General features: G+C 46.1%; 27 protein-coding genes. 19 read left to right on the plus strand and 8 right to left on the minus strand.

Annotated elements, in window-relative coordinates:
* Positions 1 to 120: 120 nt before the first annotated feature.
* The 4 genes from Q365_RS0106300 to Q365_RS0106315 form a co-directional block, all read right to left on the minus strand.
* Positions 121 to 738, minus strand: a complete 618-nt coding sequence (locus tag Q365_RS0106300) for a LysE family translocator (RefSeq protein WP_028022547.1) — start codon at positions 736 to 738, stop codon at positions 121 to 123.
* A 239-nt stretch (positions 739 to 977) separates the two neighbouring features.
* Positions 978 to 1,772, minus strand: a complete 795-nt coding sequence (locus Q365_RS0106305; RefSeq protein WP_028022548.1) for an ABC transporter ATP-binding protein — start codon at positions 1,770 to 1,772, stop codon at positions 978 to 980.
* Positions 1,769 to 2,680 (minus strand): ABC transporter permease, encoded by a 912-nt coding sequence (locus Q365_RS0106310; RefSeq protein ID WP_028022549.1) that lies wholly within the window; start codon positions 2,678 to 2,680, stop codon positions 1,769 to 1,771. Before Q365_RS0106310 ends, Q365_RS0106305 begins: the two co-directional genes overlap by 4 nt.
* Positions 2,681 to 2,700: 20 nt before the next feature.
* On the minus strand, positions 2,701 to 3,669 hold the full coding sequence (locus Q365_RS0106315) for an ABC transporter substrate binding protein (RefSeq protein ID WP_028022550.1): 969 nt from the start codon (positions 3,667 to 3,669) through the stop codon (positions 2,701 to 2,703).
* 781 nt (positions 3,670 to 4,450) lie between these two features.
* On the opposite strand from Q365_RS0106315, the gene nhaD reads away from it, so the two are divergent.
* The 3 genes from nhaD (at position 4,451) to Q365_RS0106330 (ending at position 6,840) form a co-directional block, all read left to right on the plus strand.
* Positions 4,451 to 5,875 carry a sodium:proton antiporter NhaD gene (gene nhaD / locus Q365_RS0106320; protein ID WP_028022551.1) on the plus strand — a complete coding sequence of 475 codons (1,425 nt, stop codon included), beginning with the start codon at positions 4,451 to 4,453 and terminating at the stop codon, positions 5,873 to 5,875.
* Between the two features lie 115 nt (positions 5,876 to 5,990).
* Positions 5,991 to 6,449 (plus strand): dCMP deaminase family protein, encoded by a 459-nt coding sequence (locus Q365_RS0106325; RefSeq protein WP_028022552.1) that lies wholly within the window; start codon positions 5,991 to 5,993, stop codon positions 6,447 to 6,449.
* A gap of 112 nt (positions 6,450 to 6,561) precedes the next feature.
* Positions 6,562 to 6,840, plus strand: a complete 279-nt coding sequence (locus Q365_RS0106330) for a peptidylprolyl isomerase (protein ID WP_028022553.1) — start codon at positions 6,562 to 6,564, stop codon at positions 6,838 to 6,840.
* Positions 6,841 to 6,964: 124 nt separating this feature from the next.
* Here Q365_RS0106330 and Q365_RS0106335 read toward each other — a convergent pair whose 3' ends face one another.
* Positions 6,965 to 7,399, minus strand: a complete 435-nt coding sequence (locus tag Q365_RS0106335) for a DUF3069 domain-containing protein (protein WP_028022554.1) — start codon at positions 7,397 to 7,399, stop codon at positions 6,965 to 6,967.
* Positions 7,400 to 7,526: 127 nt separating this feature from the next.
* Positions 7,527 to 7,967, minus strand: coding sequence for a bactofilin family protein (locus Q365_RS0106340; RefSeq protein ID WP_028022555.1), 441 nt, complete (start codon positions 7,965 to 7,967; stop codon positions 7,527 to 7,529).
* A gap of 474 nt (positions 7,968 to 8,441) precedes the next feature.
* On the opposite strand from Q365_RS0106340, the gene Q365_RS0106350 reads away from it, so the two are divergent.
* Genes Q365_RS0106350 through Q365_RS0106360 form a run of 3 tightly spaced genes read left to right on the plus strand, consistent with a single transcriptional unit; the run spans position 8,442 to position 10,011 of the window.
* On the plus strand, positions 8,442 to 9,086 hold the full coding sequence (locus Q365_RS0106350; protein WP_028022556.1) for a YceH family protein: 645 nt from the start codon (positions 8,442 to 8,444) through the stop codon (positions 9,084 to 9,086).
* A gap of 24 nt (positions 9,087 to 9,110) precedes the next feature.
* Positions 9,111 to 9,449 carry a GIY-YIG nuclease family protein gene (locus Q365_RS0106355; RefSeq protein WP_028022557.1) on the plus strand — a complete coding sequence of 113 codons (339 nt, stop codon included), beginning with the start codon at positions 9,111 to 9,113 and terminating at the stop codon, positions 9,447 to 9,449.
* Positions 9,450 to 9,462: 13 nt separating this feature from the next.
* Positions 9,463 to 10,011 (plus strand): YaeQ family protein, encoded by a 549-nt coding sequence (locus tag Q365_RS0106360; RefSeq protein WP_028022558.1) that lies wholly within the window; start codon positions 9,463 to 9,465, stop codon positions 10,009 to 10,011.
* 70 nt (positions 10,012 to 10,081) lie between these two features.
* Here the strand turns inward: Q365_RS0106360 and Q365_RS0106365 are convergent, their stop codons facing one another.
* A complete protein-coding gene (locus Q365_RS0106365) occupies positions 10,082 to 12,343 on the minus strand; it encodes a putative bifunctional diguanylate cyclase/phosphodiesterase (RefSeq protein WP_035024582.1) in 2,262 nt (753 codons plus the stop codon).
* 133 nt (positions 12,344 to 12,476) lie between these two features.
* Entirely contained in the window at positions 12,477 to 13,280 is an 804-nt protein-coding gene (gene thiD / locus Q365_RS0106370) for a bifunctional hydroxymethylpyrimidine kinase/phosphomethylpyrimidine kinase (protein ID WP_028022560.1), read from the minus strand.
* Between the two features lie 1,034 nt (positions 13,281 to 14,314).
* Here thiD and Q365_RS0106375 point away from each other — a divergent pair.
* The 13 genes from Q365_RS0106375 (at position 14,315) to Q365_RS0106435 (ending at position 26,349) form a co-directional block, all read left to right on the plus strand.
* Entirely contained in the window at positions 14,315 to 15,355 is a 1,041-nt protein-coding gene (locus Q365_RS0106375; RefSeq protein ID WP_245621509.1) for an EAL domain-containing protein, read from the plus strand.
* A gap of 340 nt (positions 15,356 to 15,695) precedes the next feature.
* Complete coding sequence (gene sbmA / locus Q365_RS25515; RefSeq protein ID WP_051563759.1) at positions 15,696 to 16,703, plus strand: peptide antibiotic transporter SbmA; 1,008 nt, start codon at positions 15,696 to 15,698, stop codon at positions 16,701 to 16,703.
* Between the two features lie 151 nt (positions 16,704 to 16,854).
* On the plus strand, positions 16,855 to 17,814 hold the full coding sequence (locus Q365_RS0106385) for a YbgA family protein (protein ID WP_028022562.1): 960 nt from the start codon (positions 16,855 to 16,857) through the stop codon (positions 17,812 to 17,814).
* Complete coding sequence (locus tag Q365_RS0106390; RefSeq protein ID WP_028022563.1) at positions 17,804 to 18,643, plus strand: MerR family transcriptional regulator; 840 nt, start codon at positions 17,804 to 17,806, stop codon at positions 18,641 to 18,643. Before Q365_RS0106385 ends, Q365_RS0106390 begins: the two co-directional genes overlap by 11 nt.
* Before the next feature lie 3 nt (positions 18,644 to 18,646).
* Positions 18,647 to 20,098, plus strand: a complete 1,452-nt coding sequence (gene phrB, locus Q365_RS0106395; RefSeq protein ID WP_028022564.1) for a deoxyribodipyrimidine photo-lyase — start codon at positions 18,647 to 18,649, stop codon at positions 20,096 to 20,098.
* Positions 20,095 to 20,544 carry a nuclear transport factor 2 family protein gene (locus Q365_RS0106400; RefSeq protein WP_028022565.1) on the plus strand — a complete coding sequence of 150 codons (450 nt, stop codon included), beginning with the start codon at positions 20,095 to 20,097 and terminating at the stop codon, positions 20,542 to 20,544. The genes phrB and Q365_RS0106400 overlap by 4 nt, the downstream gene beginning before the upstream one ends.
* Positions 20,541 to 21,272 carry an SDR family NAD(P)-dependent oxidoreductase gene (locus Q365_RS0106405; protein WP_028022566.1) on the plus strand — a complete coding sequence of 244 codons (732 nt, stop codon included), beginning with the start codon at positions 20,541 to 20,543 and terminating at the stop codon, positions 21,270 to 21,272. The genes Q365_RS0106400 and Q365_RS0106405 overlap by 4 nt, the downstream gene beginning before the upstream one ends.
* On the plus strand, positions 21,269 to 22,555 hold the full coding sequence (locus tag Q365_RS0106410) for an NAD(P)/FAD-dependent oxidoreductase (RefSeq protein ID WP_028022567.1): 1,287 nt from the start codon (positions 21,269 to 21,271) through the stop codon (positions 22,553 to 22,555). The genes Q365_RS0106405 and Q365_RS0106410 overlap by 4 nt, the downstream gene beginning before the upstream one ends.
* Positions 22,552 to 23,289, plus strand: a complete 738-nt coding sequence (locus tag Q365_RS0106415) for a DUF1365 domain-containing protein (protein WP_028022568.1) — start codon at positions 22,552 to 22,554, stop codon at positions 23,287 to 23,289. The genes Q365_RS0106410 and Q365_RS0106415 overlap by 4 nt, the downstream gene beginning before the upstream one ends.
* Positions 23,290 to 23,291: 2 nt before the next feature.
* Positions 23,292 to 24,530, plus strand: coding sequence for an SAM-dependent methyltransferase (locus tag Q365_RS0106420; RefSeq protein WP_028022569.1), 1,239 nt, complete (start codon positions 23,292 to 23,294; stop codon positions 24,528 to 24,530).
* Positions 24,531 to 24,611: 81 nt separating this feature from the next.
* On the plus strand, positions 24,612 to 25,130 hold the full coding sequence (locus tag Q365_RS0106425; protein WP_028022570.1) for a DUF2878 domain-containing protein: 519 nt from the start codon (positions 24,612 to 24,614) through the stop codon (positions 25,128 to 25,130).
* On the plus strand, positions 25,094 to 25,819 hold the full coding sequence (locus Q365_RS27135) for a chalcone isomerase family protein (RefSeq protein WP_028022571.1): 726 nt from the start codon (positions 25,094 to 25,096) through the stop codon (positions 25,817 to 25,819). The genes Q365_RS0106425 and Q365_RS27135 overlap by 37 nt, the downstream gene beginning before the upstream one ends.
* 14 nt (positions 25,820 to 25,833) lie before the next feature.
* Positions 25,834 to 26,349 (plus strand): DUF3833 domain-containing protein, encoded by a 516-nt coding sequence (locus Q365_RS0106435; protein ID WP_028022572.1) that lies wholly within the window; start codon positions 25,834 to 25,836, stop codon positions 26,347 to 26,349.
* Positions 26,350 to 26,412 lie beyond the last annotated feature (63 nt).

A 26,412-nucleotide genomic window follows, 5' to 3' on the forward strand; every position in this document is an offset into this window, starting at 1 on the left:
TAAACAAAAACGCCCCGTCATTCGATGGGGCGTTTTTGTTGGTGGTGTTTGTTGTGAAATGAGGCTGTTGGGCCAATGCAGCAGAGACTAATCCGTTAAGCGGCCGGCGTTGGGGCTTAGTTACTGTTTTTCAGAGAAGGCCAATTTCAGGCCAAGCGCCGCGAAACTCCCGGCAAACACACGCTGCAATATGATTGAAGCGCGTTCAGAATGAATAATGAAATCTCTCACGCTGACCGCGATCGCACCATAAAAAATGAATACCACGAATGTCATCGTCATGAAAATACCGCCTAGTAGCAACATGTAAGCAGTGGGTTCAACCACACTCGCTGGAACAAACTGAGGTAAGAATGCCATGAAGAACACGGTGAGCTTAGGGTTCAGAATGTTCATCAAGCAGCCTTTGATCGCTATGCCATACATGCTTCTGTTGTTGGCTTTATCGCTGAGCGACAACGCTCCGCTAGAGCGCCACATAGACACTGCAAGATACATCAAGTAAGCCACACCTGCGTATTTCACGATCTGAAACGCTAGAGCACTTGTATGAAGAATAATGGCGAGGCCTGTGATACTGGCGATGAGAGAGGGGATAATGCCGAATGTACAACCGACAGAGGCCCAAATGCTCGATCGAAATCCCATTAACAGCCCCGTCGAAACGGTATACAGCACACCCGTACCAGGGATCAGAACCACAACAAGTGATGTGATCAAAAACTCAATGCTAACCATGTTCGCTCCTTTTTGTTCCCAAACTGCATATTCAGGTTGCTTGGGTATCGCTAACTAGCCTATCGATTTTGATGATTTGATGTCAGAACACTTAAAGCCTGCCACGCAGAATTATCAAAATTGAGTCAGATTAGTTGGGTATATCCCCGCATCCGGATTCAGAGTATTTTTCAATAATTGAAAAAGCGGCCGAAGCCGCTTTGGTTATTACTGTTGATCTCGTGAGGCGAAATAGAGGGTTAGCTCAGAAGTAAGCTGTCGTCAGCAAGTTCTTCTCCGCGCACTTTGCTAAACATCTCGAGCAAATCAGGCACACCCATGTTGGCGCGTTCTTCGCCTGCCACATCCAATACAATTTCCCCCTGATGGAGCATGACCGAACGGTCACCACAAGCGAGGGCGTCTTTCATGGAGTGAGTAACCATGAGTGCGGTTAACCCAAACTCGGTGATGACTTTCTTGGTCAAATCAATCACAAATGCCGCCATGCGCGGATCGAGTGCCGCCGTGTGTTCATCAAGCAGCAGTAACTTACTGTCAGACAACGTTGCCATGACCAGACTCACTGCTTGGCGTTGACCACCAGATAGTAAGCCAATGCTGTCACCGAGACGATCTTCTAACCCAAGCCCAAGAATCGAAATGCGATCTTTAAAGATATCTCGACGCTTTCTGGTGAGTGCCATGCTCCAACCACGATGCGATCCGCGTTTGAAAGCCAAAGCAAGATTCTCTTCAATGGTCAGTGAGGCACAGGTTCCAGCAAGGGGATCTTGAAACACCCTTGCTGCCAAACTGGCGCGCTGGTGGACTTGTTGTTTGGTGACATCAATGCCATCAATGATCACACTGCCGCCCACCATAGGCGTTTCACCACTGACAGCGCCGAGAAGCGTGGACTTACCCGCGCCATTCGAGCCAATGATGGTGAGAAACTGATTTTTGGGTACGGTCAGCGACACGCGGCGAAGTGCTCGGTTTTCCAGCACGGTACCTGGGTTGAAGGTGACCTGAATGTCTTTTAATTCAATCATCTTGCTGCCCCTGCTTCTTTGACTTTCTTGTTCTTTTGGTATTGCTGGCGCATCTTAGGTGCGATCAATGCCAATGCCACAAGAAGGGCAGTAACGAGGTTCAAGTCCGACGCTTTCAAGCCAAACATGCCGGAACTCAACGCAAATGCGACGGCAAGACGGTAAAGCACGGAGCCTAAAATAACAGCGACAACAGCGACCCAGACTTTACGACCGGGAATTAAGGTTTGACCCAAAATCACCGAGGCAAGACCTACGACGATTGTACCCACGCCAGAGGTGACATCTGCGAAGCTGTTTGTTTGCGCAAACAGCGCACCAGAGAAGCCAACAAAGCCGTTTGAAAGGGCAAGTCCTACATAGGTGTAAAACGCGGTACTGCCACCTTGTGCTTTTACCATGCGGGCATTCACGCCGGTAGCGCGTAAGCCCAAGCCGAAATCACTCGCGAGTAAACGGATGATAAAGAGCGCACTTAACACCACCAGCACAAACACCACCAGTGGGCGAGCGTAGACGGGGTCAATGCCCATGTTTTCAAATGGCGTTAAGATCGTATCCACGCCCAACAATGCAATATTGGGGCGACCCATAATGCGGATGTTGATTGAAAACGCAGCGATCATGGTAAGAATACTGGCGAGCAGATTAAGAATGCCGCATTTCACGGTCAGAAACGCAGTGATAAGCCCCGTAGACGCACCTGCCAATATGGCAGCAAAGGTGGCAATCCAAGGGTTAACACCCGCGATGATGAGAGTGGCTGCAACAGCAGCTCCCATTGGGAAGCTGCCATCAACAGTCAGGTCCGGAAAATCAAGAACCCGAAAGGTAAGATATACGCCTAGAGCAACTAGGCCATAAACCAGACCTACTTCCAGCGTGCCAAAAAAGGCAATTGAGGTCATGTTGTACGACTCCTACCTAATTACTTTTCTACAGACGTTGCACGGTCAAGCAGAGCCTGAGGCACAGTAATGCCAAGTTTTTGTGCGGCTTTCTGGTTGATCACAAGATCAGAACCGACAGCCACTTTTGCAGGAAGTGCAGAGACTTCTTTGCCGTCAAGCAAGGCAGCGACGTAATCTGCGGTTTGCACACCAATTTGGTAGTAGTCAAAACCCAGTGCGGCGATTGCGCCATTTGGAATGTACGATGTTGCGCCGCCAATAACCGGCTTCTTAGCTTGGTTAGCCGCGCCGATAAGACCGTCAATGGCACTTGCCACTGTGTTGTCTGTTGGTGCGTAAATGGCATCGGCTTTTGACGCGACAATTTGTGCAGCAGATTGAACGTCAGCACTTCTTAGTGCTGTGCCTTCAATAACCGTCAAACCTTGATTCTTCGCGGCTTCTTGAAGCAATTCGACCAGTGCAACTGCGTTGGATTCACCTGGGTTGTAAACCACACCAATAGTTTTCATGTTAGGCAGAAGTTCTTTCGCTAACGCAACGTGCTGAGCAACAGGGGATAGGTCAGAAAGACCCGTCACGTTTGCGCTTGGTTTGTTCATGTCTTTAATAAGCTTTGCGCCAACAGGATCTGTCACGGCTGTGAATACCACAGGAATAGATTTTGTTGCGGCTACGAGTGCTTGAGCAGAAGGTGTCGCAATACCGACGAGTACATCAGGGCTTTCACCAACATATTGGCGAGCAATCTGAACGGCAATAGCTGGGTTGCCTTGCGCCGTTTGGTAGGAGAATTCGAGGTTCTCACCGTCGACATAGCCTTTGGCTTTAAGGCCATCAAGTAAACCTTGGCGTGTTGCATCAAGTGCTGGGTGTTCAACGATCTGCGAAACGGCGACTTTGGCCGTTTCTGCTGATACCGCAAAAGGGGCTGAAAAAAGTGTCGCGGCACAGCACGCCGATACAAGTAGTTTTGAAATATCCATCTCGTTCTCCTTGAAGAGTGACCATTGGTAAAATGCACCAATTTCTCCGTCACGTGTTAATCCATTGTTATATCGAAAATTTCACGTCAAATCAGGCACTAAAGTGCATTATGTTGTTTCATAGATGCAGCCACATCATGCCTTTGCTTGCATATTTACTGTTAACTATATGAATAAAATCAGAAAACCCATTGGTGCTCAAATTTCGCTCACTCTGTTCCTTGGTAGAGGTTTAAATTAGTGCAAGCTTCAATTGTTAATAAATATGTCGCCTTTAAGTTATAAGATAGTGAAAGATAGGCCACAACGTAATTCGGCTGGTTAGGTATGCTTTTTATAAGAAAGTTTGATCTTCGTATGACGATCGAACAGATTTTTACACTGTAAACTGACGATCCTGACGACTCATCCGATCCGAAAGGTTAGGTCGATATCACCTTTTGGCTTTGAAATGAAAGATCTTGCTCTCATTTACCAATACCCCTTTCGGTATTGGTGAAAATATAAGCATGTTTGTGGAGCAAACCAAAAAGCACGTAATTTACCCTGAAATATTCTCACTCAGCATATATGATCCTCGTCATTCACCATTCTCTTAACCCGCGGCACGATTGATGGGGAATCCATATACCCAAGTATCCTGAATCTTCAGGTTACTTGGGTATATAACTATAAAAATATTGGCTTATTGGGGCGTTGCGCGAACGATAATGAGATACGAACTCTGCGCATTTGACCGCCCCTGAATTGGAATACTTTAGGTTCGCTCGGAGGCACAAGGATGAAGCTTTTTTTAGGGCTCATGTTGCTATTCTCTAGCAATGCGCTCGCATCTGGCAGTGATGCCAGTTTTCTCGATTTAACAAACTCACCCGTGGGATATATATCCCTCATTATATTTGCTGCTGCCTACACCTTAGTGATGTTGGAAGAGCAGCTGCACCTTAGAAAATCCAAACCAGTATTGTTAGCGGCAGGATTAATCTGGTTATTGATTGGTTTTACCTATTCAAGCTCAGGTGATATCGAGGTCGCTAAAAGCGCAATTGAACACAATCTGCTCGAATATGCCGAATTGATGCTATTCCTACTCGTGGCAATGACTTACATTTCCGCAATGGAGGAACGTCGGCTCTTTGATGGGCTTAAGGCTTGGATCTTAGGTAAGGGATACGATCTTCGACAACTCTTTTGGATCACCGGTATTTTGTCGTTTTTCATATCCCCGATTGCAGATAACCTCACTACGGCGTTGTTGATGTGTACGGTCGTGATGAAAATTGGTGCGGATAATCCACGATTTATCAACTTGGCATGTGTGAACATTGTCGTCGCTGCCAATGCTGGTGGGGCGTTCAGCCCATTTGGTGACATAACAACGTTAATGGTGTGGCAGGCAGGTATCGTTTCTTTTGCAGAATTCGGCAGCCTGTTTGTTCCATCTGTGGTCAACTATTTGGTGCCTGCTTTTATCATGTCGATGTTCGTTCCTAAAGAACAGCCGAATGTGGTGCAGGAGTTTGTCGAGATAAAGCGTGGAGCAAAACGTATTGTCGTGTTGTTCTTGCTTACCATTGTGACAGCCGTTGGCTTCCATGGTCTTGTTCACTTCCCACCAGTCATCGGCATGATGATGGGCTTGGCGTATTTGCAGTTCTTTGGTTTTTACCTTCGCAAAACATTGCCACGCTCATTGGCAAGAAAACGCGCGAAAGCACAGGCTAAACAAGATGAAGCCGCGCTGAAACGTTTAGGGTCGGTGGTGCCATTTGATGTGTTCAGGCGTGTATCTCACGCCGAGTGGGACACATTGCTGTTTTTCTACGGCGTTGTAATGTGTGTGGGTGGCCTGAGCTTGATTGGTTACTTGAGCTTGGTTTCCAATGTGATGTATTTGCAGTGGGATCCTATCTGGGCCAATACCATTGTGGGGCTGCTCTCCGCCGTGGTCGACAACATTCCAGTCATGTTTGCGGTACTGACCATGCAACCAGATATGTCTTTAGGCAATTGGCTACTGGTAACACTGACTGCGGGCGTAGGTGGTAGTTTACTGTCTCTGGGTTCAGCGGCGGGCGTAGCACTGATGGGGCAGGCGAGAGGCATGTATACTTTCTTTGGTCACCTCAAATGGGCACCGGTGATTTTGCTGGGCTATATCGCCTCCATTTTCACCCATTTATTCATTAATAGCGCTGCGTTCTAGTAAAAATTGAACAAAATCGACGGAGCGACCCACTTGGGTCGCTTTTTTGTATTGAGCTATTGGCGGCAGTTTTGCAAAATAGCGCCATACACATGGGTAACATATTGGAAATACGATGATCTCTAAGTGGGCAGTACGTTTCTATCAAATGGCAGAGCTTGTAGGCTCTTGGAGTAAAGACCCTTCAACACAGGTAGGTGCGGTGATTACCAAAGGTAATCGTATCGTTTCTGTGGGCTTCAATGGTTACCCTCATGGCATTTCAGACAGTGCCGATACTGATGATCGTGAAATGAAGCTTCTTAAAACGCTTCATGCGGAAGAGAATGCCATTCTTTTCGCAAAACGAGATTTGGCTGAGTGCGAAATTTGGGTAACGCATTTTCCTTGCCCGAACTGTGCAGCGAAAATTATTCAAACGGGTATTACTAAGGTTTTTTGCCCTGAGCAAAGTGAAGACTTTCTTTCGCGTTGGGGGGAGAAAATCAAAGTGAGTGCGGATATGTTCTCGCAAGCAGGTGTTGAGGTTAATTGGCTGCCATTGGCAGACTTACCTCCAAAACGCGATGTGTGACACTGAGCGTTATATACCCAATCAACTTCGCTGAATCCTGCATCTTCAGATTGTTTGGGTATACGGGTATAATCAGCGCCCATATCGAAACGCAGTAGAATAGGGGTGCGTTATGGCCAGCACTGCACATGCACTTCACATTTTGGTGAAGCATAAAGAACAAGCTGACGACATCATGGGTCAGCTAAAAAAAGGCGCAAAATTTCAAACGCTTGCGAAGAAATACTCGACCTGTCCTTCTGGTAAAAACGGCGGTGACTTGGGTGAGTTTCGTCGTGGGCAGATGGTGCCACAATTTGACAAGATTTGTTTTACCGGCGAGGTGCTGACACCACACCTAGTGAAAACTAAGTTTGGCTACCACGTGGTGAAGGTTCTTTTCAGGACTTAGGCACTAGAAGCGGCACTAGAAGCTGAACTAATAGCAGCGCCTGGAAAAAGGTAAATAAAAAGGAGGTGACAATGTCACCTCCTTTTTTTGTTTCGCTATATCTCGTATTTAACGGGACATTACATTACTTGGTAAAGATCTCGCGGAATTCGCGCTTCATTGCAGGCTTCAAGCGAGCTTGCTTAAGTTGCTTAGCCAGATCTTTTACACAGTTATGAAGCAGTTTGTCCAAAAGACCTGCTTTGTAATCTTGTGTTTGTTCGTCAGTCATATCGTCAAATTTCATGTCCTGAGTTTCGGTCATGAAATCAATGCCAGCATAGCTTTGGCTTAGGCTAACAAGCGCATGGAACTGTTCGAAGTTATCCAGAATGTTTTGAGCACTTGCTGGTAGCGTGTTCCACGTTTCACGAACGACGTCTTCTGACGCTTCGTGAACAGATGCTAGCATGGTGAACAGTTCTACAGGTACTTGCTCAAATTTAATCACTTGTTGAAGTTCTGCAGACAGATCTTCAAGCTTCACGGTTTCTACTGCTTGGTTAGCTTGTTCAGACATCTCTTTAATTCCTGATAACGCATATTATTGCGCATCCTAGCTTGCTGAAGCATGAAGTCAACAGAAGATAGCCACTATGTTCGCCGAGTGTTGACGAATACAGCAATATCTACCTTCTGAACGTCGACTAAGCAGATGCGTGTGATTTTTTCGACTCAGAAGTCGCCTTTGCAGTCTCTTTTGGTGATGCGGCGTTTTCTTCAGCAACAACCTTGAGTGACGGTTCTTCTTTGAGCTTATTTTCACCCAACAGCACACCACCTTTTGCGATGGTGAGTTGCTCGCTTTGGATTTGGCCTTTCATTTTGCCATTACCCAAAATATTTACTTCGCGTGCAGCACAAGTGCCTTCGACAAATCCATTTATCGTAACGTGCTCTGCGTATATGTCGCCTTTAAAGTGGCCAGTAGAAGAGATGACAACATTACGTGCGCGGATGATGGTGCCTTCACCTTGTCCGTCGAACTGAATGTCACCTTCCAAATCAAACTCGCCGACAACGCGGCATTGTTTTGCCACTAATGACATGGCTGGCATAGACGCAGCACTTTTACCAAACAGACCCATTTACTACTCCTTTGGTCTCTTCTCGCGCTTAAAGAGGAAGAGACAAATACTACTTAACGAGATCGTTGAAAGGATCTTATCTGAATATTGACTCATAGCGTGACAAAAATTTGTCTGATTCAGGCGAAATCACATGGCTGCGACAAATTTGCAGAGCTGTATTCGGTAAATGGTCATCAATGATTGAGCATCTTCAGGCTGGTTTGTAGTGGTTGGCCACATGAACAGTGGCCGAGGGAGCTTACATGTTCATCATTCCATCACAATAAGGAGAGATTATGAGAGGGGTGGAGACCGGTGTATTGCTGCCTAATGGTAAGAAAGAGGATGCTTATATTGGTGCGAATACGGCATTTAGGCGAAAGATCTATCAGTCGTTTGTGTCTTTTACGCGTTTATCAATATAAGTGATTGATGCCACCACAGTTGATTGCTATAACCTCGGGCAATAAGGATTATTCAGAGGCATTTACCATGGCGATTGAACTTACTCCCAACGAAGCACGTGTTATCGGTTGCTTGCTAGAAAAAGAAGTGACGACACCAGAACTCTATCCGCTCACGTTGAACAGTTTAACCACTGCATCCAACCAAAAGAGTAATCGTGATCCTGTCTATTCACTGACTGAAGCAGAGGTGCTCGATACTGTCGAGCAACTTAAAACCAAACGTATGGTTAGTGATGTAGAAGGCTTCGGTAGCCGAGTAACCAAATACCAGCATCGCTTTTGCAATACGGAATTCGGTACTTTGCAGTTTACAGCGCAGCAAAAGGGCATAATTTGCGTCCTGTTGCTTCGAGGCCCTCAAACGCCAGGTGAGCTTCGAACGCGTACAAACCGCCTTTGCGAATTTGCTGATGTGAAGGAAGTGGAATCTGCTTTGATTGCTTTGGTTGAAAAAGGCTATGTGGCTCAACTTCCTCGTGAACCGGGTAAACGTGAGAGCCGCTATGTGCATTTGTTTGGCTCTGACACGCCGGAGACTGAAGCGCAGCCTGTTTTTGATCAAACACCAAGCGAAACCTCTTCGCTTACAACACGTGTTGAAGCGTTAGAGCGTGAAGTGGAAGAACTAAAAGCCTTGGTGAATGAGTTACTTAACGCTGATTCAGAGTAGTTTGTGTCTAGCAACAAGCGTTCAATAACAAATACTGATACCCAAACCGATCTTGAAGAGACACCGCCACGGCCCCAAGCGCCGTGGTATGTCTATCTCATTCGTACCCGTGAAAATGCGCTGTATTGCGGTGTGACGACGGATGTTCAGCGCCGATTTGGTGAACATCAAGAGAATGGCACGAAAACTGCTAAATATTTGAGAGGCAAACAGCCTCTCACGCTAGCTTGGTCTCATGAGGTCGGAGCGAAGCAAAAGGCTATGTCGCTTGAGTGGAAAATAAAGCGACTTGCCAAACGAGACAAGGAGCGTCTTTGCAAAGAAAGCGACCTTATCTTGGTCTTATTTAACGACAGACAATAATCTAGGAAATACCATGGCACTTAAAGCAACGGTGTATAAAGCGTCAATCAATGTCGCGGACATGACAAGAGGTGTTTACCTCGATCATTCCGTAACCTTGGCGCAGCACCCATCCGAAACCGATAAGCGTTTGATGCTTCGCCTTCTCGCGTGGACGTTGTATGCGGATGAGCGTTTGCAGTTTACTAAAGGGCTTTGTGATGAGTCAGAGCCTGAGCTGTGGATCAAAAACTATAGCGACGAAATTGAGCTGTGGGTTGAGCTTGGCTTGCCTGACGAAAAACGCTTGAAGAAGGCGTGCTCTTTGGCAAAGGAAGTCGTGCTATTCACTTATGACGATCACGCAGCCAATGTGTGGAAGTCTCAACAACTGAATAAACTTCACCCATTCAAAAACCTAACCGTTATTAACATCATGGATGAAGTGCTAAACGCTGCAGCTGCTGCGTCATCCCGTACGATGGCCATTCAAGCAACCATCGAAGACGGACAGGTTTGGTTTTCGATTGGGGATGCTGTGGTGTCTATCCAGCCTGATGTATGGAAAACTGCGGCAGTATAACCAGAATGCTTTGCATTCTGCATGACGACCCAGACAGCCTGAATCCTGACTTTTAGTTTGTTTGGGTACATTAAGAAGCCGGGTAGAGACGCCCGGCTCTTTGTTCCTTAAGTACCACCATCAAAGCATCTGATGACATTGGGGGGTAGTAATAGTGCCCTTGCGCGAAGTTACAACCAATGTTGCGCAGCAGTTCTTGTTGATCAATCGTCTCCACACCTTCCGCGACCACTTTTAACTGCAGCAAATTCGCCATACTAACCACCGCCTGACAGATCACCAAATCATCTTTGGATTGCGGTAAATCTTTGATAAACCCGCGGTCTATTTTTACGGTATTCACAGGGAAATGCTTAAGATAAGCCAGCGAAGAATACCCGGTGCCAAAATCATCAATCGCGAGGCTAATCCCTGACGCCGTTAAACGGTTCAAAATGTGTTGGTTGCGTTCTAGGTTTTCAATGAACACCTGTTCGGTGAGTTCAATTTGTACGCGCGACGCAGGAATGTCATATCGGTTAACAGATCGAATAACGTAGTCGGCCAAATAGCCATCTTGGAATTCATGGCCCGACACGTTGATGGCGATACATTTAGGGGCGCATCGCTCATCCAACATGCGCGAGAATTCTTTTAGCGCGGTGTCTACAACCCAATGCCCTAAGCGTTGCATCAAGCCGGTTTCTTCTGCGGTTTTAATGATGATATCTGTGCTAATTGCCGCACCATTTTGTGATTCCCAGCGAACCAGAGCTTCAACGCCCACAATTTGTCGGGTTCTTAAATCAACTTGCGGTTGGAAGTGCAGTTTTAATTCGTCGTTATTGATGGCTTGTCGGATGGCACGCTCAAGCTCTTTCTTTTGATTAAGTTGCTCTTGCATGGTTTGGTTGTACGCCACCACTTTGCGATTGCCTAACGCCTTCGCTTTATTTGCCGCGGTATCCGCATGGCGTAACATGTCTTCCGCGCGAAGCTGGTTGTCATAACGGTAGGCAATACCAATAGCGCATGACGTGAGGATGTCGTTGTCCTCAATGTAGAATTCTTCTTCAAAACACATTCGCAGCTGATTGGCTTGCATCTCAGCTTCTAATTGTGATGTACCTGCACACGCAATCATAAAGTGATCATTGGTAATTCTTGCCAAGATTGCATGAGGTGGAAGGACAGTTTTAAAGCGTTTAGCGGCTTCAAACAGCAATTGATCGGCGACAAGGTGCCCATACATATCGGTCACTTCTTGAAACTTGTCGAGCGCGATACACATCAACACCATTTCTTGGTCTGAACGCAGGTTTCTTTCTAGGTATTGCTCCATCGCGAAACGATTAGGAAGATGGGTTTGAGGATCATGGTTGGCGATGAATTTGAGTTGGTCTTCTGTTTCTCTCCGCAGAGTTATTTCATCTTTTAATTTACACACCATGTTCGATTCTGCGCGACGTCCTATGATATTCACTTCCAAAAGATACAGCGACATCGCCACGAGTCCCGTCACCACAATACCGGAGATAAATATCAGCATAGGTAGCGAAAAATAGGCTTGATCTGCACTGGAACGTTGCCAAATGGTCAGTTGCCATTGACCGTTGAGGGCGTTGATATCAACGCTGTTGATTAGCGCGCCATGCTCGACGGGGAGTTCACCATAAAACGTCGATGAACTGCTACTCAGCACCAGATGCTGTTCAGGTCGTAGAAATTCCTGTGAAATTGCTTCGAGCATGAGTTTGATGTTGTAGCTTGCACCGAGGTAGCCCGAGACTCTTTTATCAAATGAAACAGGGTGTAGCATTTCTATCGTGAGCTTACCGTTGACACCAGGCTGAACCTTCGAGGTAGTAAGCTTAGACAGAACAGGAATAGAGTTGAGAGGAACTGACGGCGAAATATGCCAATCGGCATTATCTGGATAGGGGGTGAAGTTATCAGGCGCAGACCATTGAGGATCATGGTTTAAGTCCAGCCAATACACGCCGGCAAAAAAAGGAAACGATGAGCTGATACCAATTGTACTGTGACGCCAATTGCGATCAGTAATTTCTCCCTTATTTTGCAAACTATTGGCTAGCCATACAATGAAGTAGGCTTCTTTTTGAAGGTTAACTTCAATGGCTCGCTGAACACGATTTGTCTCGACGTTTAACATGTGATTTTGTAGCTCAAGCTGACGAGATTGTGCACTGTGATAAAGCGTAAAAGTGGAAACCAGAATGAAGGTGCAAACGAGTGTGATTGCAGCTAAGGATGTCAATCGAGGAGAAGAAGTGGATTGTTCGGAAGCGCGGTCAGAGTGACTTATATCTGATGACAAGAGTGGTAACCTCATTTGTGCGTCGAGTGTCTCTCAAATAAGTCTATGTCATAACCTGCAATTCGCAACGTGAGGGAAAGAAAAAGTCGCTAAAATCCAATATGTTCAGCGACGTTGAAAGGATTGGATGCAGGGTATGTTTACGACGCTAGTTAAAGTGTCGTAATGGCCCATGTCCTTGCCCCAGATTTTGTTGGCTGGCGCCAACAATAGCATGCGACAGATATTGCTTCGCTTGATTAACGGACTCGTCCATTGAGTGTCCTTGAGCGAGAAGGGTGGCGATAGCTGAAGACAGGGTACAGCCAGTGCCGTGAGTATTGCGAGATGCGATGCGTGGTGAGCAATACTTGGTCGTTGTATCCGCGCCTACAAGATAATCGGTTGAGTGGTGGGGGTCGTCACCATGTCCACCTTTAATCAGCAACCATTCGCAGCCCAGTTGTTGTCGCGCTTTTTGCGCTGTCGAAGTGACTTCAAGAGACTTGCCAAACCCCGTTAATGCTTCAAGTTCAGGTAGGTTTGGAGTCAGTAACGTGCTAATGGGATAAAGGTGTTCTTTGCAAAAAGAAACTGCCTCATCACTTAAAAGTTCACGTCCACTGGTTGAGAGCATGACAGGGTCAACGATGATGTTTTTTGCTCTATGTGCCAGCAAGCGTTCCACGACAACGCGCGCAATCTCGATGTTCGCCAGCATGCCAATTTTGACCGCAGAGACGTTGAAATCAGAAAAGATAGCGTCAATTTGTGATGCAACGAGTGACGCTGGTAATGCCAATACGTCATTTACACCCAGTGTGTTCTGGGCGGTCACTGCGGTAATCACGGTACATGCATAGCCTTCATGGGCTGAGATGGTTTTCAGATCCGCTTGAATACCGGCACCAGCCGAGCTGTCTGAGCCAGCAATGGTAAGAACGACGCTTGGGGATGTCGGGGTTGATGTCATAGTTTTACAAACTTAATGCGATGAAAGTGAAAATTGACAGATGGTGAGTTTAACACAGCTCAACACCATGATTATCTTGCGGATATCTTACAAACTGAAAGAGTAGGCTTGAGCTATCTTTCTCTTGTTAGGTTCATACCGCACTTCTATGTCGCAAAGCACATTCAAGCGCGATGGATGAAAGAAGTGTAGATTCCTCCCGCACATGGAGTTTGTCAGCAAACTGGATAGCAGCGCAATTTTGATAACTGTAGATTTGATAACTGCGAGAACACCGCCAACAAGCGTTCAGAGGGTCTCCTAGGTGCGTTCGCTGTATTGATTGACTGATGAAATACAATGGCAATTGCCGGCATAAATCACCTAAATTGAAAGTACAGATGGCCTCTGAGATCACATATTTTCAAGTGACTTGTTTTTTTATGGGTTTCTCGGTACGAAAATTGATGCTTCGTCTCGGTATTTTTGCATTTTTCTTCGTGGCAAATGTCCTATTATTAAATTCAACGTTCAGGGATAAAACGGAAGCCTCAGTGGAATGGCTTAAGAAGCACGCAAAAGCGCTAATTATCATTTTTATATCAATACTCTTTTCTTATTTTTCGCAAGTCGTGGTGTCAAACTGGCTTGTACAGAAAAAAATACATGAAGATGTTGCAGTTCTCTCTCAGCTATACACTGAGCTTTATCGACAAAGCTTCGAGCAAATGCATTCTTTATCAGACATGCTTCTTTACCGTTGTGACAATGACGACATCGAGTTGATGAGCCAGGTACGGAGCAATAATATTTTTATCGAATATGTCGATCTTCATCTAAACGATGGTAGGTCTTGTTCTATTTATAATAATGAAAAAGCAGGCCGCGCATTAATGATGTCGAAGCCTGAAAATGAAATTAAATTCTCACATGTCTCGCTAATACTGAGTGAAAGCCAATTTGAAGAAATGCGATTTCATGGAGAAAATGGTGTTCTTCGATTTGTGTTTCAGCAGCCAAAAAACTTCCTGTCCAACTGTGAAAAGTGCCTTTTTATGGTTGTTCATGTTAACGACAAAGACATCACACTCTATCAGCGAAATGAAACGCCATACCATGAAATCTACGATGGTAATTTAGGGCAAAATATCGGCGTAAAATTGTTCATTAATGAAGAAGGGGTGCAGTATTTAGTCGGAGACCTCGTTAGCTTATTCTCCATTTTAGTGGTGTTGATTGGTGCTTTGATAGCGGTTGGTGTTGAGCTTAACCAATCCGATCGAAAAGGGTTGAGCGGACTGCTCAACGAGGCCATTGAATCCAACGCATTAATCCCTTTTTATCAACCTATCGTTCAACCCATTGAGGGGGGCGGGTATCGTATCGTTGGTGCAGAAGTCTTGGTACGTTGGTTGGCCAGCAATGGCGAATACATTCCCCCTGATACCTTTATTCCTCTTGCTGAGCAAAATGGCTCGATTGACAAGATCACCGATCAGCTCGTCGACAATGTCCTCGACGACATCAAGACGTTGTCCTTGCCGAAACACTTCTTTGTCAGTGTTAATGTGTCTCCTAGTTATTTAGAAAAAACGGATACTGCCACCAAGCTGCTCGACAAAATGGCGGAGCACGAATTAGACCCTCATTTGTTGTCTCTTGAAATCACTGAGCGTACAAAGTTCAGCGACCTCAACAAGGCCGCAGTATGTATCGAAGCGCTCACTGAACAAGGTATTTCGATAAAACTTGATGATTGTGGAACGGGCTATGGAGCATTTTCTTATTTGCATATCCTCAATATAGATACCATCAAAATTGATCGAATGTTTGTCGATGGTATTGGACTCGAAGACTTCAAAAATACTATCTTGGACTCGATACTTGCTTTTGCGCGTGAATCTAGATTGCATGTGGTTGCAGAGGGGATCGAAACCAAAGTGCAAGCGGAATACTTGATTCGCTCTGGTGTTGAAATGCTTCAAGGTTCCTACTTTGGTGACCCAATTCCGTTTCATTTATTCAAAAAAGACCTCGACAATGACGCGCTAGATGGCGATTTACCGTTAACGGTAAGGCCTATCGCGTCGCGCTAAGCTTACCTTCTCGCGTCGGTATGTTTGCGCTGGGTCTTTGAATCCCAGTTTTCACTGTGCCCCTTCAAAGAGAAAATTGCGATAAATTCAATTGAAATCCTCCTGTTTTTTGATAGATTAATCAATAAGATAATGTCATTTACTTCGAGTAAAAGAGGATTTATACGACTAGACTTGAAATAACCAAAAGGAAAAATGGTCTACTGAATGCTGAATCAAATCGTCTTTTCGTTTCGCTGAGGCAGTCAAGAAACACCATTATGGAGCGTACACCAAGTTTGAAGTTGCTAGGGTTTTAAGCACTCAGAGTTAAATGCACAAATATTAAGGATGTGTGTTCATGTTTAAATCTTTTTTTCTCGATAGACGCTGGTTTCATTGGTCTATTTTAGGCACTGCACTGATCCTGTATGTCACATGGTACAAAGTAGAAATAGATGTTGAAGTTAACGAATGGTTTGGTTCTTTCTATAACCTTGTACAAAAAGCACTGACCACGCCAAATGCCGTTGAGTTCGACGAGTTTCTCGCCGCCTGTCTAGAGTTTTTCAACATTGTTTCCCTCTATATCATTATTGCCGTTATTTTAGAGTTTTTTGTTCGTCATTACGTGTTCCGGTGGCGTACGGCGATGAACAACTATTACATGTCGAATTGGAGCAAAATTCGTCATATCGAAGGGGCATCGCAGCGGGTGCAAGAAGATACGATGCGGTTTGCTCGTATTGTAGAAGGCTTGGGCGTGTCGTTCATGCGTTCGTTAATGACGCTGGTGGCTTTCTTGCCCATCCTTTGGACCTTGAGCAAAAACGTGACAGAGCTTCCTTGGATCGGGCCGGTTGAGCATTCACTCGTTTATTTAGCCATTTTGTCCGCCATTTTGGGTACCGTGTTGCTCGCCGTCGTGGGGATTAAACTGCCGGGCTTGGAGTTTAAGAACCAGAAAGTAGAAGCGGCCTATCGAAAAGAGTTGGTACTTGGGGAAGACCATGAATCTCGCGCCGAACCTGAAACGGTGAAAGAGCTTTTTGTTAACGTACGTCGTAACTACTTCAACCTCTACCGCCACTATCTGTATTTCGACGTCGCCAAATGGTCATACATTCAGTACACCGTGATCATGCCGTATATCTTTATGGGACCGACCATTGTATCCGGTGCGATTACCCTCGGTGTACTGCAGCAAATTCTTCGTGCCTTCGGTAAAGTTGAAGATTCTTTCCAATTTCTTGTTCACTCGTGGAGCACGATTGTCGAGCTAATGTCGATCTACAAACGCCTAAAAGCCTTTGAAGTGCAAATTGATATTGCCATCGCGAAAGAACAAAATATCGCACATAATCAATAATTTACCGTATGACATATCATGGGCTCGTCATATCATTTGTGTGACGAGCCCTTGTTATTTGTTGTACAAAAAAATTATTTTGTACAATTCATGATCCTTTTTCCTCCTTCTGTTGTACAAATAAGTAAACGTGTACAACAAGGATGCAATCATGAAAATCAAATTGGGCGTTAGCGCATGTGTCATCGGAGATAAGGTCCGCTTTGATAGCGGCCATAAACGCAACCACTTCATTTGTGAAGAGCTTTCACCTTACCTTGAATTTGTTCCCGTTTGTCCCGAAGTCGGTATCGGTATGTCTGTGCCGCGTCCAACCATTCGCCTTCTAGATCGTGGTGATGAGATTGGTGTTCGACTGGTAGAGACGAAAAATCCGGATGCAGACTACACCGATAAAATGACAGCATTCAGCCGCAAGAAAGTTGATCATCTTGCAAGTATGGATTTGTGTGGGTACGTGGTCTGTGCGAAATCTCCGACCTGTGGCATGGAACGCGTCAAGGTATATCAAGAAAATGGATACGTTGCGGCAGAGAAAAACGGCGTTGGTTTGTACACCCAGCAGCTTATTGCTCGCATGCCTTGGTTACCAATTGAAGAAGATGGAAGACTTCATGACCCAGTACTTCGCGAAAATTTTGTTTTTAGAATTTTTGCGCTAAGAGATTTCTACGATTGCATGGCTGATGGTGTGACTCGCCGTGCCATTGTCGAGTTCCACTCCCGCTATAAGCTCGTGCTGATGGCCCACTGCCCAATGGAGTATAAATCGCTCGGTAAGTTTGTTGCTAAGATCGCCGAGTACGATCTAGACGAGTTTTACGTTGAATATCGCACGCGCTTCATGCAAGCCATTGCCAATCGCGCTAGCCGTAAAAATAACACTAATGTGTTAATGCACCTGCAAGGCTACTTCAAGCGTGATTTGGACAAGACAGAGAAAGAAGAATTAGCAGAGCTTATTCATTCTTACCGCAAAGGGATCATGCCGCTTCTGGTGCCGTTGACGCTAATTAACCACCACCTTCAACAACATCCTGATGATTATCTGCGTCAGCAGAGCTACCTCAATCCTTATCCTGAAACGCTAAGGCTGCGTTATGGACTCTAGTCAGGCGCACTTGTCGATCGGTGATGTGTCAGAACGCACGGGTGTTAACACTGTGACGTTAAGAGCATGGCAAAGGCGTTATGGGTTGTTGAAGCCCCAGCGCACACCCAAAGGGCACCGTTTGTATTCAGATCAAGATGTCTTGCTTATTAAAGAAATCCTTTCTTGGTTAGAAAAAGGTGTTGCCGTAAGCCAAGTGAAAACCCTGTTAGGTAAAAAAGAGATTGCTGAGTCTAGTGAGTCACAACGAGTCCCTGAGTTGATCGCCCTTAAAGATGCCATTACACGCTTCGATTCAAAAGCCGTTCATAGTTTGCTAGCAGATCTCACTCGGAACTACCCGATTAAAACACTTAGCGCGACGGTTCTGAAACCATTGAGCGAAGGATTCGAACATCAAAATAGCGAAGTGGCGAAATTGTGCAGCGATTTTTGGCAAACGCAGTTAAGCAATGTGCTGATTCATCGTTTTCACAACAACCACAAAGTACACACGAAAAAGAGCTGTTGGTTAGTGTCTATGTTCGGTGATGAAACGTGTCTTGTGTACATCGAAGCGTTGAAACTTCAAGGTGAAGGTTACAACGTCACGGTTTTAGAGGGCATGGAGTCAGGAATGTTGTTGCTATTCAAGACACTTTCAGAGAAAAAAATCGAAAAATTAGTGATTTACTCCGACCAGTCCTTCTCTGCTCCGCTTCGTCGTGACATTGAAGAAGTACTTGAAAACGCAGTTCTTGAGACTGATTTGGTGGGTCAATGTCGCCTCATTCATCCTGATTTGATTGGCTCAGCTGCTGCGCCATCAACTGACAACTTGGGAGCGTAGACAATGAAATTAGTATGGTTTAGACGAGACTTGCGGGTGAAAGACAATATTGCGCTTTCAAAGGCGTGTGAAAGTGGAGAGCCAGTGATGGCGATTTACTATGAAACGCCTGTTCAGTGGCAATCTCATGGTATGGCACCCATCCAAGCTGATCTCATCCGTCGTCGTCTACAAGTATTGCAGCAAGATCTTGAGAAGTTAAATATTCCACTTTTGTTTAAACGGGTTCCAGTGTTTAGCGACATTAATCCGTCTCTGGCTGAACTCTGCCAGCAATATCAAATTTCTGATATCTACTGTGTTCGCGATTACGAAGTTGATGAAGTGAGTCGTGATAATTCCATTGCGGGCTTGCTCAGTCTCACTAGCACCAAAATGAACATGTTTGATTATAAATGTGTGTTTGCGCCGGGCAGCATCACAACGGGTGCAGGAACAATTTACCGCGTGTTTACGCCATTTAAAAAAGCATGGCTTGAGCATTATCGCCGAGGAAATATCACGCCGGTGACCACACCATCACCTGTGGCAACCAATGCCTTGGTTAACGCGTTATTTAAGCAACAAGGCAGCATTGAATTTGCCTACCCTCAAACAGACTCAGTGGGTTGGCCTGTCGACGACAACGCCATCATTCAACGACTCAGAGATTTCTGCCGTTATCGTGTTGACCAATATGAAGCCTCTCGTGATTTCCCCGCTATTCCTGCCACTAGCCAGCTATCACCGTATCTCGCGATTGGCGCGCTTTCACCTCGACAATGTATAGCCAGATTGCTGACAGAATGTCCGGACTGCATAGATATGAATAGCAGCGGGGCGAGTGTGTGGCTTTCTGAGCTTATTTGGAGAGAGTTCTATCAGCACATCGTGGCGTCTTATCCGGAAATCAGTAAAGGACACAGCTTTCAAGCATGGACGGATTCGATTACATGGAGCCAAGATGAGTTGCAGTTTGAACGTTGGAAGCAGGGGAGAACTGGCTTTCCCATCGTGGATGCTGCTATGCGTCAGCTCAACGAAACAGGGTGGATGCATAACCGGTTGAGAATGATTGTTGCCAGCTTCCTCGTGAAAGATTTGCACCTTGATTGGCGTTGGGGCGAAAAGTACTTCATGAACAAGCTCATTGATGGTGATTTCGGCGCCAACAATGGTGGGTGGCAATGGTCTGCTTCTGTAGGCACGGATGCCCAGCCCTATTTTCGTGTTTTTAATCCCACAGCGCAGAGCAAACGGTTTGATCCTAATGTGCGTTTTATCCGTAGATGGTTGAAAGAATTAGAATCAGTTCCGGACAATGCACTACACGAACCTTATCGGTGGGCAGAGAAGCAAGGAATTGATTTAGCTTACCCGCGTCCGATTGTTGATCACAAGGCCGCACGCGAGACGGCAATTTCAATGTTTGAAATTGCTAAGTCCCAACAGAATACGAAAAGGGCCGAATCATGATGCAAACTGCCGCCAATCCCCAGCATGACACGCTAGAGCGATTTATATCGATTTATACATCGCTCAGCAAAGATAACTTATCAACGTTGAACACGATATATAGCCAAGATGTTGTGTTTGAGGATCCTGCACATCGCATCGAAGGCTATGACAATTTATCGCGTTATTTTGAAGTGATGTATACCAACGTGAACGACTGTCGATTTGATATTCACGAACAGGCAATTAACGGTGATGTTGCTTTCATCAGTTGGACGATGAGTCTGTCTCATCCTAAGTTGTCCGGTGGCGCGGAACGAGAGGTCAATGGCTGTACGCGTTTGGTCCTTAAAGAAGGTCGAGTAGTCCTTCATCGTGATTACTTTGACCTTGGCGAAATGCTGTATGAAGCATTACCGGTGCTTGGTTCTGCAGTGAAAATGATTAAGAAAAGGTTGGGCCAATGAAGCGTGTATTGATAACCGGTGCGACGTCAGGGATTGGTTTACAACTGGCGAAAGACTATGAAGGCGCAGGTTGGCATGTTGTTGCCTGTGGCCGAAATATAGAACAACTCTCAAGGTGGGCTGAAGATCGTGACACTGTCACCATCTTGGGCTTCGACGCCACCAACGAGGAAGAAACACAGCGTGCTTTGGGGACAATAGGCGCACCTTGTGACCTGATTATCCTTAACGCGGGCACGTGCGAATACGTCGATCACGGTGTGATTGATGTGAGCATGTTTAAGCGTGTTTTTGATATTAATTTCTTTGGGTTACTCAACTGCATTCAAGCGCTCCAGTCGACGTTTTCCAGTCAAACGCATTTAGCCCTGATGGGCTCGACCGCTGCCTACTTAGGTTTGCCACGAGCGGAAGCTTATGGTGCATCAAAGGCGGCGGTTTCTTATCTAGCACGCTCGCTCTCTGTTGATTTAGAATCGAAAGGCGTGACGGTGTCACTTGTTTCTCCGGGTTTTGTGAAGACACCGCTGACCGACAAGAACGATTTCCCGATGCCCATGCTGATTACCCCAGAAGAAGCGTCGCTGGCTATTCGAGAAGGGTTGGAGAAAAAGAAAGCAGAAGTTCACTTCCCGAAAAAGTTTAGTTTTTTCCTCAAACTGATTTCCTCTTTGCCTATGGCATTTCAATTGGCGCTAGTAAGAAAAATGACAAGGGATGCACAATGAAAATAGCAATTATCGGTTCTGGCATTTCAGGCTTAACGTGTGCGCATTACTTGCACAAAGAGCACGATATTACGTTGTTTGAAGCGAATGGCTACGTCGGTGGGCACACCGCGACTGTCGATGTAGAAGTCGAGTCTGGTCAGTACGCCATTGATACGGGTTTTATCGTTTTCAATGACCGCACGTATCCTAACTTTCAAAACCTCATGAAAGACATTGGCATGGGCGCGCAAGATTCTGAAATGAGCTTTAGCGTTCGCAACGAAGACAATGGCCTTGAATACAATGGTCATAGCGTTGCTTCACTGTTCGCTCAGAAGCGTAATTTTTTGAATCCAAAGTTCTACAAATTTATCTCTGAAATCTTGCGCTTTAACAAAGAAGCGCGAGAGGCATACAGCATCTCAACGCATGGCGACCCGCTGATTGAGCAGACACTCGGTGATTTTCTTACCCGACGCCACTTCAGCGAGTATTTCTGTCAGAACTATATTCTGCCGATGGGCGCGGCGATTTGGTCTTCAACGTTGTCAGACATGCGCGCTTTCCCGCTCAAGTTCTTCCTGCGTTTCTTCCAAAACCACGGCTTGCTTGACGTTACTAATCGCCCGCAATGGTATGTCATTCCTGGAGGTTCACGAGAGTATGTTCGCAAGATGATCCCGGCGTTTGAAGACCGTATTACGCTCAACGCTAAAATCAAACATGTCGAGCGTTCAGCAAACCACGTTGTCGTGGTGACTGAAGATGGCGAAGAAGTATTTGATCAGGTGATTTTCGCTTGTCATAGCGACCAAGCCTTGGCCTTGTTACAACAGCCAACACAAGATGAAACCGCGATATTGGGCGCCATTGATTATCAAGACAACGACGTTGTTTTACATACCGACACGCGACTACTTCCTCGTCGTAAAGCTGCATGGGCGAGCTGGAATTATCACCTCGGTGAAGGCACAGGCCGTGAAGAGAGACCGGCTGCACTGACTTACAACATGAACATTCTGCAGGGGATTGATTCGCCGGAAACGTTTTGTGTCACCTTGAACCAGTCAGACAACATCGACCCTAGCAAGATCTTGCGTCAATTCGTCTATGCCCACCCAGTGTTTGACCAGAAATGTATCGATGCGCAACAAAAACGCGCTCAGATTTCTGGAGATAACAATAGCTGGTTCTGTGGTGCTTACTGGTACAACGGTTTCCATGAAGACGGCGTTCGAAGCGCATTGGATGTCGTCAAGAGCATCCATTCCATGCCGATCCCTTTGAGGAGCGCTTCATGAGCACGGAATCGCTCAGTGGCTTGTATGTTGGCAGTGTTCGTCATCGGCGCTTTACGCCCGTTGAGCATCGATTCACATACCCGATGTTCATGCCATTGATTGATTTAGACGAAGTGGAATCACTTGCGAAAAACGTGAGAGGGTTTTCACTGAGAAAGTGGGGCGTTGCCACGTTTCATCGTCCCGATTATCTGCAAGGTCGTACAGATACAAAACAAGCCGTCCAAGACAAGGTATTTGAACTGACGGGAGAACGTCATAACGGGAAAGTGTTGGCGCTATGCCATTTGCGCTATTTCGGTGTGTATTTTAGCCCAGTCAATTTTTACTACCTGTATGACGAAGACGGTAACTGGCGATACATGCTTGCAGAAGTGAGCAATACGCCTTGGAATCAGCGTCACTATTACGCGATTCCAGCCGGTAAAAACTGGGAGAACGATAAGGCTTTCCACGTTTCTCCCTTTAACCCTATTGAACAAAAGTACGTTTGGAAATTGCGTCCCTTGAACAAAACGGCGTTTATTCATCTTGAAACACACAGAGATGACCGCGAGTTCGATGCCACGCTAGCCATGACGAAGAAACCTTTTTCTTCCGCTGAGCTGACCAAACTTATTGTTAAAACGCCCGTGATGACCGTAAAAGTGGTTGCCTCTATCTATTGGCAAGCGTTGAAGCTTTGGATTAAAGGCGCGCCACTTTATAACCATCCCGCACAGGCAAAGGAGTGACTATGTATTCTAGTGAAATCGCCGCAACCGCATTGCCTATTACCCGCAAAGATACGTTTGCACGCAGCATGCTTTTAAAAACGTTCGGGCACATTGAAGGTGTCGCGTTAACCTTGGTGGATTACGACGGACAAACTCAACAACTTGGCGATATGAACGCCGAATTGCATGCTGAGATTATCGTTCGTCACCCTGGTTTTTATCACCGCGTGCTAAGCGGTGGCAGTATTGCTGCATCAGAAGCTTATGTTGATGGTTGGTGGGATTCGCCGGATCTGACCAATGTTATTCGCGCCGTGTGTCGAAACCTTCCTGCATTGGATCGTTTAGAAAGCAAAGTGGGATGGATCGCGACGATCGCTCAAAAAATTGCGCACTGGAAGAATCGAAATACCAAGGAAAACTCTCGCACTAACATTTCCGCCCATTACGATCTGGGTAATGACCTGTACGAGCGATTCCTTGATCAGGAAATGCTGTATTCCGCGGCTATCTACGAGAATGAAACCGATACGTTAGAAGCTGCGCAGTTCGAGAAAATGGACAGGCTTTGTCGACAGCTGAACCTCAAACCGACCGATCACCTTGTTGAGATTGGGACAGGTTGGGGCGGTATGGCAATACATGCTGCGAAGCACTATGGCTGTAAAGTCACGACGACCACGATTTCAAATGAACAATATGAGTGGGCGAAAAGTCGTGTCGAGCAAGAAGGGCTGTCTGACAGCATCACCTTACTTAAAAAAGATTATCGCGACCTTGAAGGGCAATACGACAAGCTCGTATCTATCGAGATGATAGAAGCCGTAGGCAAGGAATTCCTGACTACCTACATCAAAAAATGCCAGTCATTGCTCAAACCCGATGGTTTGATGGCCATTCAAGCCATTACCATTGCTGACCAGCGTTACGACTACTACAGCAGCAATGTTGATTTCATTCAAAAGCACATTTTCCCCGGCGGTTTCCTGCCTTCTGTGAACGTGTTGCTTGATCACTTCACGCGCGAGAGTGACTTGGTGGTTCGTGACCTGAAAGACATTGGCTTGGATTATGCGCGTACCTTACAAGACTGGCACGAGCGCTTTAATGAGAAACAGGCCGAACTGGCAGAGCTTGGCTACGACGAACGTTTCTCTCGTCTGTGGCGCTATTACTTCTGTTATTGCGAAGGAGGGTTTCGCGAGAGAACCATCAGCACGGTGCAGTTGGTGCTAAGTCGTCCAGAGTGGCGTGATTAAGTCTCTGTTTGCGGTTTTCGTATAACGCCGCAATGAGTTCACCACTTGTATCGTGACGTATTGAATGATTAGGGGAAGGTAATGCGTGTCATTTTAGTTTCACTGGCTTTCAATCTATTTTGGTTTGCAGCCGTGGTTGGGCAAAACAGCTTTCTTCCTTTTCTTGTCTTGGCGTTGATTGGCGCCATGTTTATTGATCGCGGTGTCATCATCGCGATTCCTCTCTTTGCGTTGATCGGTATCGCTGGCGATAGCGTATTGATGCATAACCAAATCTTGAACTTTGACACCGCATTTCTGCCACTTTGGTTGTGTTTGCTGTGGGCGGGTTTCGGGGCATATGTTTGGTTACTTAAAGATTGGCTGTTGGATAAAAACCCGCTGTTGCTCATTGTCGCTGGTTCGCTCGGCGGCGCTGCTAGTTACCTTGCGGGAGAGCGCTTTGAGGCGGTGGCCTTTGGCTTAACGTATTGGACGAGCGCCGCGATTATTGCTGTCGCCTGGGCGGTTTACAGTATCGCGTTTTTATTCCTGCTTAAATTCTTTCATCTGAAGGGGAAAACATGGTGGCCTTCAAACACGGCAACAATCAAAAAATAGCCTTTTCGTTTCTGTCGAGCGCGAATCTGAAGTACACCTTGTTTGGTGCATTGGCTGCAATGTCTTTTTCTGTCAACGCACTCATGACACCACAACCCAGCGTTAATAGTCCGACAAACGCTGTGGTGTCGACGGCGATATCGCCGATGACAGCTGAAGCAACTGAGGCATCTGAAGCAACTCAAGCAGTAACTAAAGGGACAGACCCTGCCTCATCGAGCGTCGCCTCGTTAGAAGATTGGGTATGGTGGAAGACGGTGGGATCCGCGACGCTGACTTGGGGATTTTGGAAAGTCTACGACAGTGAACTTCGTACACCTTCAGGCAAATTCGCTGACGATGACGCTTTACCTCTCGCTCTGGTCATCACGTACAGCAGGGATATTGATGCGGATGACTTGCTCGATGCAACGGTAGAGCAATGGGAACACCTTGGGTTCAGCGCGACACAAATTGATGAATGGTTACCGAAAATGAAAGGGGCGTGGCCTGACGTGAAAGAAGGCGATCGCCTTATCTATGTATTGAGCGACAAAGGCGGCCAATTTGTGTATCAGCCATTACAGGGAAAATTACAACCATTTGCCACGTTAGAAGATATGTCATTGGCACGCGCTTTTTCTGATATATGGCTTTCGCCTAAGACTGCGTATCCGTCACTTCGCTTGGCATTAATTGGGAGAAACTAAGCGTGAAAAAACTCATGACCATTGGGGTATTTTTTTTAGCCCTTGTTGGCTGTTCAAGCTCCATTGATGATTACAAAGCAACAACGCCTGCATTTAATCTGTTCGAGTACTTCGAGGGTGATGTAAAAGCATGGGGGATGGTTCAAGACTATACCGGAAAACAAACACGACGTTTTGAAGTCGATATTATCGGGACAGTTGAAGGTAACGTCATCACGCTGGATGAAGATTTCGTGTTTGATGATGGAGAGCTTCAAAACCGCGTATGGACCATTACTCGCCTAGAGGATGGCACTTACCAAGGCACTGCTGGCGATGTAGTGGGTATGGCGACAGGTAGCGAACAAGGCAACGCATTGAATTGGGTTTATGACCTGAGTGTTGAGGTGGGCGATAGCACCTATGTACTCACACTTGATGATTGGTTGTTCCGACAAGATGAGAAGCGCGCCTTTAATCTGACGTCCATGAAAAAGTTTGGCATTGAAGTCGGGAGACTTTCCATCTTCTTTGAAAAGCAGGACGACTAGAACAATCCTAGACATTGGTATCGATGCTTAACACCAAGATTAACGTCAATGGCATCGTCAAAT

It is taken from the genome of Enterovibrio calviensis DSM 14347 (assembly GCF_000621165.1).
GTDB classification, from domain to species: Bacteria; Pseudomonadota; Gammaproteobacteria; order Enterobacterales; family Vibrionaceae; genus Enterovibrio; species Enterovibrio calviensis.

Excerpts from the sequence above, each read along its gene's own strand:
- Q365_RS0106300 (WP_028022547.1), bottom strand. The coding sequence starts at position 738 with ATGGTTAGCATTGAGTTTTTGATCACATCACTTGTTGTGGTTCTGATC.
- Q365_RS0106305 (WP_028022548.1), bottom strand. The coding sequence starts at position 1,772 with ATGATTGAATTAAAAGACATTCAGGTCACCTTCAACCCAGGTACCGTG.
- Q365_RS0106310 (WP_028022549.1), bottom strand. The coding sequence starts at position 2,680 with ATGACCTCAATTGCCTTTTTTGGCACGCTGGAAGTAGGTCTGGTTTAT.
- Q365_RS0106315 (WP_028022550.1), bottom strand. The coding sequence starts at position 3,669 with ATGGATATTTCAAAACTACTTGTATCGGCGTGCTGTGCCGCGACACTT.
- nhaD (WP_028022551.1), top strand. The coding sequence starts at position 4,451 with ATGAAGCTTTTTTTAGGGCTCATGTTGCTATTCTCTAGCAATGCGCTC.
- Q365_RS0106325 (WP_028022552.1), top strand. The coding sequence starts at position 5,991 with ATGATCTCTAAGTGGGCAGTACGTTTCTATCAAATGGCAGAGCTTGTA.
- Q365_RS0106330 (WP_028022553.1), top strand. The coding sequence starts at position 6,562 with ATGGCCAGCACTGCACATGCACTTCACATTTTGGTGAAGCATAAAGAA.
- Q365_RS0106335 (WP_028022554.1), bottom strand. The coding sequence starts at position 7,399 with ATGTCTGAACAAGCTAACCAAGCAGTAGAAACCGTGAAGCTTGAAGAT.
- Q365_RS0106340 (WP_028022555.1), bottom strand. The coding sequence starts at position 7,967 with ATGGGTCTGTTTGGTAAAAGTGCTGCGTCTATGCCAGCCATGTCATTA.
- Q365_RS0106350 (WP_028022556.1), top strand. The coding sequence starts at position 8,442 with ATGGCGATTGAACTTACTCCCAACGAAGCACGTGTTATCGGTTGCTTG.
- Q365_RS0106360 (WP_028022558.1), top strand. The coding sequence starts at position 9,463 with ATGGCACTTAAAGCAACGGTGTATAAAGCGTCAATCAATGTCGCGGAC.
- Q365_RS0106365 (WP_035024582.1), bottom strand. The coding sequence starts at position 12,343 with ATGAGGTTACCACTCTTGTCATCAGATATAAGTCACTCTGACCGCGCT.
- thiD (WP_028022560.1), bottom strand. The coding sequence starts at position 13,280 with ATGACATCAACCCCGACATCCCCAAGCGTCGTTCTTACCATTGCTGGC.
- Q365_RS0106375 (WP_245621509.1), top strand. The coding sequence starts at position 14,315 with ATGGTTGTTCATGTTAACGACAAAGACATCACACTCTATCAGCGAAAT.
- sbmA (WP_051563759.1), top strand. The coding sequence starts at position 15,696 with ATGTTTAAATCTTTTTTTCTCGATAGACGCTGGTTTCATTGGTCTATT.
- Q365_RS0106385 (WP_028022562.1), top strand. The coding sequence starts at position 16,855 with ATGAAAATCAAATTGGGCGTTAGCGCATGTGTCATCGGAGATAAGGTC.
- Q365_RS0106390 (WP_028022563.1), top strand. The coding sequence starts at position 17,804 with ATGGACTCTAGTCAGGCGCACTTGTCGATCGGTGATGTGTCAGAACGC.
- phrB (WP_028022564.1), top strand. The coding sequence starts at position 18,647 with ATGAAATTAGTATGGTTTAGACGAGACTTGCGGGTGAAAGACAATATT.
- Q365_RS0106400 (WP_028022565.1), top strand. The coding sequence starts at position 20,095 with ATGATGCAAACTGCCGCCAATCCCCAGCATGACACGCTAGAGCGATTT.
- Q365_RS0106405 (WP_028022566.1), top strand. The coding sequence starts at position 20,541 with ATGAAGCGTGTATTGATAACCGGTGCGACGTCAGGGATTGGTTTACAA.
- Q365_RS0106410 (WP_028022567.1), top strand. The coding sequence starts at position 21,269 with ATGAAAATAGCAATTATCGGTTCTGGCATTTCAGGCTTAACGTGTGCG.
- Q365_RS0106415 (WP_028022568.1), top strand. The coding sequence starts at position 22,552 with ATGAGCACGGAATCGCTCAGTGGCTTGTATGTTGGCAGTGTTCGTCAT.
- Q365_RS0106420 (WP_028022569.1), top strand. The coding sequence starts at position 23,292 with ATGTATTCTAGTGAAATCGCCGCAACCGCATTGCCTATTACCCGCAAA.
- Q365_RS0106425 (WP_028022570.1), top strand. The coding sequence starts at position 24,612 with ATGCGTGTCATTTTAGTTTCACTGGCTTTCAATCTATTTTGGTTTGCA.
- Q365_RS27135 (WP_028022571.1), top strand. The coding sequence starts at position 25,094 with ATGGTGGCCTTCAAACACGGCAACAATCAAAAAATAGCCTTTTCGTTT.
- Q365_RS0106435 (WP_028022572.1), top strand. The coding sequence starts at position 25,834 with ATGACCATTGGGGTATTTTTTTTAGCCCTTGTTGGCTGTTCAAGCTCC.